This is a genomic window from Bradyrhizobium sp. MI1.11 (assembly GCF_055811255.1).
In genome coordinates this window covers 1-10,056 of the sequence record NZ_JBVVPM010000110.1, presented here as the reverse complement: position 1 = coordinate 10,056, position 10,056 = coordinate 1, and the positions used below count along the sequence as shown (strand labels likewise).

The window sequence follows — 10,056 nt, the reverse complement described above, 5'->3', positions numbered from 1 at the left end:
AAGAATCATATTGAGCGCGCAGCGCCGGCGCCCGCGCCGGAGACAACAAGCCGCGCCGATCTATGAATGCCGGTTCATTGCTGCGGAGAATTCGAATCGGTAAGAATTGGCTCGCTGCGCGTCTCGCGTCGTGCAGAGAGCCGGAGGCGGATCGATCGCGTCTTGAACCTTTCGATTGCGCCTCCGACGAATCCTCCAAGGCAACACCATTGGTTGCCGCGGCGCCTGCGCCGATCGACGTCAGGCACCGAAAGCCCGTTTCGATCGGGGGAATTTCATATGAAGTATTTTCTGTCTGCACTGATCGCGATCGGTCTATCGATTGCCGCCGCGCCGTCGTTCGCGGCTGACGCGCGCAACGTCACTGTCGTCAACGAGACCGGCTATGCCATCAAATTCCTGGGCTTCAACGCCCCGGACGATGGCATGGACGAATGGGACAACGAGCTGGACAAGGTTTTGCAGAACCAGGCGAGCACCTATGTCGAGTTCGACGATGACGACGAAGGATGCGTCTGGAACGTCCGCGTCGACTGGCAGAACTATGACGAGACCGTGCTCTGGAAGAACGTCAACCTCTGCAAGTTCACCGCGCTTCGGCTGCGCTACGATTCCGGCACCAAGACCACTTCGTTCGTCGCCGAGTAACTTGACCTGAGGCCAGGCGGAGGAGGGGCCACGCGCCCTTCCTCGCCGCAATGTGCGAGATGGCGAATTCGTCCTTTGCAAGCGCAAGCGGCTTTGTTATACGCAGCCGCGCGCGAACGACGGGTTCGCCCTTTTCCTCGGTAGCTCAGCGGTAGAGCATCCGACTGTTAATCGGATGGTCGCTGGTTCGAATCCAGCCCGGGGAGCCAAATTCCGCTTCATCGTCAATGGTTTGCGTCCAGACTCTGATCTGGGATGCGATCTCGTTGCGGCAAATTCTCAATTAGATGTGTACCGTGGCGAGCCCGCATCCTCCGCCGCGACGCCAAAACGACTCAATTGAAATCGAGCTTCCAGGCGCCGGTCCTTTACGGAGCTGATTCCCATGCGAGACATCCAGGTCGACCGTTCCCCGTTGGCTCCCTCCATTCTGCCGGCGGACATCCCCGAACTCAGCGATGACGAATGCCTCGCCTGTCTCGCGCGGGCGGTCGAGACCCACGATTCGGCACGGCTGGATGAAGTCGCCGCATTGATCGGCCGCCTCGCAGTCACGATCGAATAGGCGGCTCACCCTCGACGTTGCGAGTTGCGGAAGGGCCCGTTTCGCGGGCCAAAGCCATGTTGCGTTTTCGCAGGGCCTGTTCCAAAGATGCCGCCAACTTTCGTCCGCGGCATCGTCCGCCTTGCAGGGTCCGCAAATGTCCGTTTTCTCGACGGCGCGCCTAAAAATGGTCGATGGCCAGGTGCGCACCAGTGACGTCACCGACCGTCGTGTTCTTGATGCCATGCTCACGGTTCCGCGCGAGGCCTTCGTGCCGGCCAGCCGGCAGGCATTGGCGTATCTCGACCTCGATCTCGACGTCAGCGAGGGCGGCGCCAAGCGGTTCCTGATCAAGCCGCAACTGACCGGCAAGTTGCTCCAGGCCGCCGAGATCGGCGAGGATGACAACGTGCTGGTCGTCGGCTGCGCCACGGGCTATCTCGCTGCGCTGACCGCCAAGCTTGCGCGTCAGGTCACCGCGACGGAATGCGATTCGGCCTTGGCCGCGAAGGCCAAGGACGCCTTCGCCGCCCTCGGGCTCGCCAACGTGGCCTGCAAGGCCGCGGCCTGCACCGAGGGTGATGCCGCTGCCGGCCCCTATGATGTGATCGTCCTCAACGGCGCCACCGAGGTGACGCCGGCAGGGCTGCTCGGGCAGCTCAAGGAGGGTGGGCGCCTGTTGGGGGTCTCGGCCGAATCCAGGCCGCCGCGAGCCATGATCGTCACCCATACTCACGGCGAATTCGGCCATCGGGCGCTGTTCGATGCCGCGGCCCCGGTCCTTCCCGGGCTGGAACGAGCCGCCGCCTTCGTGTTCTGACGGCCCGATAGCGGCTTTGGCCCGTTAAAATCCCGTTCTGAATCAGAAGTGTGGCCGGGATGCTGCACGTGAAGAGTTTCCACCGAGAACCACCCTCAGGTAGTTCCGTCGCGCTTGACCGCGTCCTATGTTGCGGCGGGGCAACGACTCCACTCGTAGACGGTAACCCAGCTCGCGGGCACGAGCCGGGCGTTAGAATGAACGGAATTTTTGGATGCATGGGGTGAAGTTCTTCACCGGAGCAGCGGTTTCGGTCCTGCTGCTGGCGCTTGCCGGGCCGACGCCTGCCTTGGCGGATACGATCGAGGCTGCGCTGGTGCGCGCCTATCAGAACAATCCGCAGCTGAACGCGCAGCGCGCCCAGGTGCGCTCGACCGACGAGAACGTGCCGCAGGCGCTGTCGGGCTATCGGCCCAAGGTCAATGTGACCCTCGGCAGCGGGTATCAATATCAGGACGTCCAGGCGACGCAGAATGTCGTCCCCCCCACCCCCAAGTCGATCTCCGGCTTGCTTCAGCCCAACAGCGCCAGCGTGAGCGTCAGTCAGACACTCTACAACGGCAATCAGACCGCCAACAGGACGCGCGTCGCGGAGAGCCAGGTGTCGGGTTCCCGCGAGGCATTGCGTGTGCTCGAGCAGACGGTCCTGCTGCAGGCTGCCACGGCCTATATGGATTTTCTGCGCGACTCGGCCACGCTCGAAGTTCAGCGCAGCAACGTGCGCGTGCTCGAACAGACGCTCAAGCAAACGCGCGATCGCTTCAATGTCGGCGAGGTGACGCGCACGGACGTCGCGCAATCCGAAGCGCAGCTGGCTGCCGGCAGGACCCAGGCCCTGACCGCCGAATCGAATCTCACGACGACGCGCGCGAACTTCCGCCGGATCATCGGCAACGAGCCGGCGGCCCTCGCCCCCGGCTCGCCGGTCGATCGCTTCCTTCCTGCGACGATCGCCTCCGCCGTTGGTCTCAGCCTTGTCGAGAATCCCAACGTTACGGCTGCCATGTATGGCATCGACGTCAACTACCTCCAGGTCAAGATCAACGAAGGCGCTTTGCTGCCGACGGTCACGGTCGCGGCTACTGCCAGCACAGCCTACCAGCAGCAGCTGACGATCTTCCGAACGAGTTCCGCGTCCGCCCTCGCGACAGTCGCTGTGCCGATCTATCAGGGTGGCACAGAATATGCGCTGATCCGCCAATCGAAAGAGAACCTGGCGCAGCAGCGCCTGAATCTCGAAACCACCCGCGATCAGACCCGCGCCAACGTCGTGCAGGCCTGGGGCCAGTTGGAAGCCGGCAAGGCGCAGGTGCAGTCCGCGCAGGCGCAGGTCACGGCGTCCGAGATCGCGCTGAACGGCGTGCGCGAAGAGGCCAAGGCCGGGCAGCGCACCACCCTCGACGTGCTCAATGCGCAGCAAGCGCTGGTGAACGCGCGCGTTGCGCTCGTCACTGCCCAGCATGACCGCGTGGTGGCGTCCTATTCGGTGCTCAACGCGGTCGGTCGTCTGGCGCCGCAGGTGCTTGGTCTCAACACCACGGTCTACGATCCCAGCGTGCACTACCAGCAGGTCCGCGACAGCTGGGCCGGCGTACGCACGCCAGACGGACGCTAGAGTCCCGTAGTCATCCGGTCGGCCTCGCGAATAGCCGAAGCCGACCGGTGCTTTGCTTGCAATCATCAAAATCCCTGACATAGCCTTGCCAAGAAGATGCGGGTCGATTCGCTCTGCATCCGATGCCGTGTGCGTAAAGCATGAGGTGCCGAGGGCAGGGGCGCACCGCTGCACGTTGAGCCGTCATCTGGGGACAAGTCGGGCTGCCGTGACGAAAATGTCGGGCCAGCCATCCGGAACCGGCCAATCCTGTCGTGCTTGGTGTAAAACAACGCATGCGAGGGCGTTGATGATGTGGAGTCGGAGATGACGCAGCCTGCAAAGGTCACAGAACCCTCGATGGAGGAGATTCTGGCCTCGATCCGGCGCATCATTGCCGATGATGAGGCCAAGCCGCCGCCGGCGGATGCTGCCAAGTCCGAGAAAGCTGCCGCCCCCGCCGCCCCACCGAAGCCGCAGGCGATCAACGATATTCCGCCATCCAAGGTCGTGCCGCCCAAACCGGCCGCCGAGAAGCCCGTACCGCCTTCAGCCGCAAAGCCGGCGCCGCCGCCGGCCCCCGCGCCCGAGGCGGATGCATCCAACAATCAGGACGATATCGACGCGCTGCTGGCGGGCCTCGACACGGCCACGGCTGCGCCGGAAATCCGTGCTCCCGAGCCGGAGCCCGAACCTGAGCCCGACGTGCTGGAATTGACTGACGATATGGCGCTGGCGATGGAGCCGACGCCGCCTCCGCCGCCGCCGAGCTTCCGCAAGGTCGAGCCGCGCGACGATCTCGAATTCGCCGAATCGCCGCCGCCGCGTCCGACGCCGGCATCCTATGCGCCGGTGGACTTCGATGCGCCGCCATTGCCGCTCCAACAGCCGATCCTGGCGCAATCGACGGTCTCCGCGGTCGAATCCGCCTTCAATTCCCTGGCCCACACGGTGCTCAGCAGCAATGCGCGAACGCTGGAGGATCTGGTTAAGGAGATGCTGCGTCCGATGCTGAAATCCTGGCTGGACGACAATTTGCCCGGCCTGGTCGAACGCATCGTGAAGGCCGAAATCGAGCGGGTATCGCGCGGCGGCAGGTAGATCGGGCCGCAGAGCCCTCATAAAGCCCCGCTTGTGGGTCATATTCTGCCTCCCGACCGGATCGGAAAGCCCTGCTGCCGCCTGGCTTTCCTTTGACCTTTCCGTTGACTTGTCCGTTGACTTGGACCCCGTGCGCGGCTTTCTAACAGCGCCATGATCGAGAAAAATTACCAGCCCGCCGATATCGAAGCCCGCATGTCCGTCGTGTGGGAGGACAGCCTTGCGTTCAAGGCCGGCCGCCCGGACCGCCGCGACGCAGTGCCCTTTACCATCGTGATTCCGCCGCCGAACGTGACGGGCTCGCTGCACATGGGCCACGCCCTCAACAACACCCTCCAGGACATCCTGTGCCGCTTCGAGCGCATGCGCGGCCGCGACGTGCTGTGGCAGCCCGGCACCGACCATGCCGGCATCGCCACCCAGATGGTTGTCGAGCGGCAACTGATGGAGCGCCAGCAGCCCAGCCGTCGCGAGATGGGCCGCGAGAAGTTTCTGGAGCGGGTCTGGCAGTGGAAGGCCGAGAGCGGCGACACCATCATCAACCAACTCAAGCGGCTCGGCGCCTCCTGCGACTGGTCGCGCGAACGCTTCACCATGGACGAGGGCCTCTCCAAGGCCGTGGTCAAGGTCTTCGTCGAGCTGCACCGCGACGGCCTGATCTACAAGGACAAGCGGCTGGTCAACTGGGACACCAAGCTGCTCACTGCTATCTCCGATCTCGAAGTGCAGCAGACCGAGGTCAAGGGTAGCCTCTGGTACCTGCGCTATCCGATCGAGGGCAAGACTTTCAGCGCCGAGGATCCCTCGAGCTTCATCGTCGTTGCCACCACGCGCCCGGAGACCATGCTCGGCGATAGCGGCGTCGCCGTGCATCCCGACGACGAGCGCTATCAGAAGCTGGTCGGCAAGAACGTGATCCTGCCGCTGGTCGGCCGCAAGATCCAGATTGTCGCCGACGATTATTCCGATCCGGAGAAGGGCTCGGGCGCGGTCAAGGTGACACCGGCGCACGACTTCAACGATTTCGAAGTCGGCAATCGCCATGGCCTCGCCCGGATCAGTGTCATCGACAAGGAAGGTTGCCTCGATCTCCTCGAGAACGAGGATTATCTGCGCGACCTGCCGGAAGGTGCCTCGCAGTTCGCCGAGGAGTTCAACAAGCTCGATCGCTTTGCTGCGCGCAAGCGCATTGTCGAGCGGTTGGAATCGTTCGGCTTCGTCGAGCGGATCGAGCCCCACACCCACATGGTGCCGCATGGCGACCGCTCCGGCACGGTGATCGAGCCCTATCTGACCGACCAATGGTATGTCGACGCCAAGACGCTGGCGAAGCCCGCGATGGCGGCAGTGCGTTCCGGCGAAACCACGTTCGTGCCGAAGAACTGGGAAAAAACCTATTTCGAGTGGATGGAGAACATCCAGCCGTGGTGCATCTCGCGCCAGCTCTGGTGGGGTCACCAGATCCCGGCCTGGTACGGTCCCGACGGCAAGGTGTTTGTCGCCGAGACCGAGGAGGAGGCCGTCAGCCACGCGCTTGGCTATTACGTCGAGCAGGAAGTCATCACGGTCGAGCAGGGCCGCGAGATGGCGCTCGACCGCAACAAGCGTGATGGTTTCATCACGCGCGACGAGGACGTGCTCGACACCTGGTTCTCCTCGGCGCTGTGGCCGTTCTCGACCCTCGGCTGGCCCGCGGACGCGCCGGAAGTGCAGCGCTACTACCCCACCAACGCGCTGGTGACCGGCTTCGACATCATCTTCTTCTGGGTCGCCCGCATGATGATGATGGGCCTTCACTTCATGAAGGAGGTGCCGTTCTCGACGATCTACATCCACGCCCTCGTCCGCGACGAGAAGGGCGCCAAGATGTCGAAGTCGAAGGGCAACGTCATCGATCCGCTCAGCTTGATCGACCAATATGGTGCGGATGCGCTGCGCTTCACGCTTGCGGCGATGGCCGCGCAGGGGCGCGACATCAAGCTCGCCACCAGCCGCGTCGAGGGCTATCGCAATTTCGCGACCAAGCTCTGGAATGCGTCGCGCTTCGCCGAAATGAACCATTGCGCCGTGCCCGAGGGTTTCGAGCCGGCCAAGGTCAAGGAGACGCTGAACCGCTGGATCGCGCATGAGAGCGCGCACACCACGCGCGAGGTGACCGAGGCGATCGAGGCCTATCGCTTCAACGACGCCGCCGGCAGCATCTACCGCTTCGTCTGGAACGTCTATTGCGACTGGTATCTCGAGCTCGCAAAACCCGTGCTGCTCGGCCCCGACAGCCCTGCCAAGGCCGAGACCCGCGCCATGGTGGCATGGGCGCGCGACGAGATCTTGAAACTGCTGCACCCCTTCATGCCCTTCATCACCGAGGAGCTGTGGGAGGTGACGGCCAAGCGCGACGGTCTGCTCGCGCTGGCGCCGTGGCCGCTGAAGCCGGCCGGGCCGACGCCGGAGCAGCTTGCGATGCTCGCGGCGACGACGGGGCCGACCGATGCGCTCGTCTCGCCGGTTTGGGTGCTGCCGATCTTCGACCATGCCGACTTCACCGATCCCGCCGCCGAGGCCGAGATCGGCTGGGTCATCGACCTTGTCACCCAAATCCGTTCGGTGCGCGCCGAGATGAACATCCCGCCGGCGACCCTCACGGCGCTGGTGCTCGCAGGCGCCTCGGCCGAGACGAAGGAGCGCGCGCCGCGCTGGAGCGACGTCATCAAGCGCATGGCGCGGCTGTCGGATATCTCCTTCGCCGACCGTGCGCCCGACGGCGCGGTCCAGCTCCTGGTGCGCGGCGAGGTGGCCGCGCTGCCGCTGAAGGGCGTGATCGACGTCGCCGCCGAGCGCACGCGTCTCGACAAGGAGATCGGGAAGGCCGATTCCGACATCAAGCGCGCCGAGTCCAAGCTGGCCAATGAGAAATTCGTCGCCAACGCAGCCGAGGAGGTCGTCGAGGAGGAGCGCGAGAAGCGCGAGGCCGCGCTGGCCCGCAAAGCCAAGCTGCTTGAGGCGCTGGAGCGGCTCAAGCAGGCGTCGTAGGCTTATTTCGGAAACGGCTTGCTCAAAAACTTCGAACCCCTGACGCCATAGCGCCAGGGCAGCTCGGCCGCCTTTGTGATGCCGATCCGGATGCCGGCCACCACCTCGACGTCCTCCGTCCGCGCATGCAGCGCGATCGGCGGACGGTCCAGCGGCAAGGCATTGTGCGCGATGGTGATGCCGAGCGCTTCGGTCAGCTTGCCCGGGCCCGAGCACAACGCGTGCAAATCCTGGAGATGGCGCCGCCGACGCATCGCGGCGATACCATGGGTCGGCTCCAACGCGCGGATCAGCACGGCGCTGGCCGAGCCTTCTTCCTCGCAGACGAAGTTCACGCACCAGTGGATGCCGTACGAGCGGTAGACATAGGCAAAGCCGGGCGGGCCGAACATCACCTGGTTCCGCGGCGTGAGGCCATTGTAGGAGTGCGCCGCCGGCTCGGTATGATGATAGGCCTCGACCTCGACGATGATCCCGCCGATGCCGTCGACCAGCATGGTTGCACCGATCAAGTCGGGCGCGACCTCGTGCACGCTGCGTGCGAAAAAGGCACGCTTCAGCGCTTTGCCGAGCCGGGGTGTGGAAGGTTTCGAGACTGGAGCCATTCGAGGTGAGAATCGCCAGAGAACAGAGCAGGATATTGCCCATATCTGCCATGTTCCCTGAAGCGGGGCGAGCCGGGTTGCGATGCCCGGCGAGACCGACTAGGTAGGACTTGGTCAGACCGGACACCCCATGGTCGTTATTGTCGATACCATCTCGAACCCGCTGCGCCCACGTCACCCCGAAAAGGTGAATCGGCCCGATTCCGCTTCGCCGCCGAAGCCGGACTGGATCCGCGTACGCGCGCCCAACACCCGCGGCTATGCCGACACCCGCAACATCGTGCGCGCCAATGGCCTGCATACTGTGTGCGAGGAGGCAGGCTGCCCGAATATCGGCGAGTGCTGGGACAAGAAGCACGCGACCTTCATGATCATGGGCGACACCTGCACCCGCGCCTGTGCCTTCTGCAACGTCAAGACCGGCATGCCGAACGCGCTCGACGCGGCCGAGCCGCAGAACGTCGGCGAGGCCGTGGCCAAGCTCGGGCTTGCCCATGTCGTCATCACCTCCGTCGACCGCGACGATCTCACCGACGGCGGCGCCGAGCATTTCGCCCAGACCATCCGCGCGATCCGCGCCGCGTGCCCCTCGACCACGATCGAGATCCTGACGCCCGATTTCCTGCGCAAGGAGGGGGCGCTGGAGGTTGTCGTCGCGGCGAAGCCCGACGTGTTCAACCACAATCTCGAGACCGTGCCGTCGTGCTATCTCACGGTGCGGCCCGGCGCGCGCTATTTCCATTCGATCCGGCTGCTGCAGCGGGTCAAGGAGCTCGATCCCACCATCTTCACCAAGTCCGGCATCATGGTCGGCCTCGGCGAGGAGCGCCACGAGGTGCAGCAGGTGATGGACGATCTGCGTTCGGCCGACGTCGATTTCCTGACCATCGGGCAATATCTCCAGCCGACCCGCAAGCATCACGCCGTGATGCGCTACGTGCCGCCGGACGAGTTTTCGTCCTACGAGAAGGTCGCCTACACCAAGGGCTTCCTGATGGTGTCGGCGAGCCCGCTCACCCGTTCGTCGCATCACGCCGGCGAGGATTTTGCGAAACTGAAGGCCGCGCGGGCAGCAAGCGCCCGCTGAATCGCCATGCCCAATTTTTCGAGCAAGCGCCGTGTCGATCACAGCGCGTCCGAGATGTTTGACCTGGTCGCCGACGTCGAGCGCTACCCGGAATTTGTGCCGCTGTGCAGCGCGCTGAAGGTCCGTCAGCGCATGGCGAAACCCGACGGCACCGAGGTGCTGGTCGCGGACATGACGGTGTCGTTCAAGCTGGTCAGGGAATCCTTCACCAGCCGCGTGACGCTCGACCACGCCAATTTGAAGATCCTGGTCGAATATCTGCAGGGTCCCTTCAGTAATCTGGAAAACCGCTGGACGTTCGAGCCCAAAGGCGAGAGCGTTTGCGATGTCGGCTTCTTCCTTGCCTACGAGTTCAAGAGCCGCATGCTGGCGCTCCTGATGGGCTCGATGTTCGACGCCGCGTTCGCGCGATTTTCCATCGCGTTCGAGAAGCGAGCGGATGCGATCTACGGACGGCGGAAGCTGGCGTCGTCGTAGTGGACGGGCACGCTCTCTCCTCCGTCATTGCGAGGAGCCCTTGCGACGAAGCTATCCAGAGCCTTTCCACTGAGGGATGCTGGATTGCTTCGCTCCGCTCGCAATGACTGAGGAGGCGGCGTCGACACTCTCCAACAACTCTCGTCCTCC

9 protein-coding genes and 1 tRNA gene are annotated in these 10,056 nt (G+C 64.0%); 9 read left to right on the top strand and 1 reads right to left on the bottom strand.

Annotation, left to right across the window (positions count from 1 at the left end; genetic code table 11):
* Nucleotides 1-279: 279 nt before the first annotated feature.
* From AC0L30_RS41770 to AC0L30_RS41740, 7 genes are all read left to right on the top strand, one after another.
* Nucleotides 280-648 carry a hypothetical protein gene (locus AC0L30_RS41770; RefSeq protein WP_007591185.1) on the top strand — a complete coding sequence of 123 codons (369 nt, stop codon included), beginning with the start codon at nt 280-282 and terminating at the stop codon, nt 646-648.
* Between the two features lie 134 nt (nt 649-782).
* Nucleotides 783-857 (top strand) — tRNA-Asn (locus AC0L30_RS41765).
* A gap of 176 nt (nt 858-1,033) precedes the next feature.
* Nucleotides 1,034-1,213, top strand: coding sequence for a hypothetical protein (locus AC0L30_RS41760; RefSeq protein ID WP_007591158.1), 180 nt, complete (start codon nt 1,034-1,036; stop codon nt 1,211-1,213).
* 136 nt (nt 1,214-1,349) lie between these two features.
* Nucleotides 1,350-2,012 (top strand): protein-L-isoaspartate O-methyltransferase family protein, encoded by a 663-nt coding sequence (locus tag AC0L30_RS41755; protein WP_007591157.1) that lies wholly within the window; start codon nt 1,350-1,352, stop codon nt 2,010-2,012.
* A 214-nt stretch (nt 2,013-2,226) separates the two neighbouring features.
* Nucleotides 2,227-3,627: a TolC family outer membrane protein gene (locus AC0L30_RS41750; protein WP_007591156.1), complete on the top strand. Its 1,401-nt coding sequence runs from the start codon at nt 2,227-2,229 to the stop codon at nt 3,625-3,627.
* Nucleotides 3,628-3,933: 306 nt separating this feature from the next.
* Nucleotides 3,934-4,707: a PopZ family protein gene (locus AC0L30_RS41745; RefSeq protein WP_007591154.1), complete on the top strand. Its 774-nt coding sequence runs from the start codon at nt 3,934-3,936 to the stop codon at nt 4,705-4,707.
* 153 nt (nt 4,708-4,860) lie between these two features.
* Complete coding sequence (locus AC0L30_RS41740; protein WP_473406694.1) at nt 4,861-7,737, top strand: valine--tRNA ligase; 2,877 nt, start codon at nt 4,861-4,863, stop codon at nt 7,735-7,737.
* A 2-nt stretch (nt 7,738-7,739) separates the two neighbouring features.
* Here AC0L30_RS41740 and AC0L30_RS41735 read toward each other — a convergent pair whose 3' ends face one another.
* Nucleotides 7,740-8,342 carry a DNA-3-methyladenine glycosylase gene (locus AC0L30_RS41735; RefSeq protein ID WP_473406693.1) on the bottom strand — a complete coding sequence of 201 codons (603 nt, stop codon included), beginning with the start codon at nt 8,340-8,342 and terminating at the stop codon, nt 7,740-7,742.
* 130 nt (nt 8,343-8,472) lie between these two features.
* On the opposite strand from AC0L30_RS41735, the gene lipA reads away from it, so the two are divergent.
* Nucleotides 8,473-9,429, top strand: coding sequence for a lipoyl synthase (gene lipA, locus AC0L30_RS41730; protein WP_007591147.1), 957 nt, complete (start codon nt 8,473-8,475; stop codon nt 9,427-9,429).
* 6 nt (nt 9,430-9,435) lie between these two features.
* Nucleotides 9,436-9,906, top strand: a complete 471-nt coding sequence (locus tag AC0L30_RS41725) for a type II toxin-antitoxin system RatA family toxin (protein ID WP_473406692.1) — start codon at nt 9,436-9,438, stop codon at nt 9,904-9,906.
* Nucleotides 9,907-10,056 lie beyond the last annotated feature (150 nt).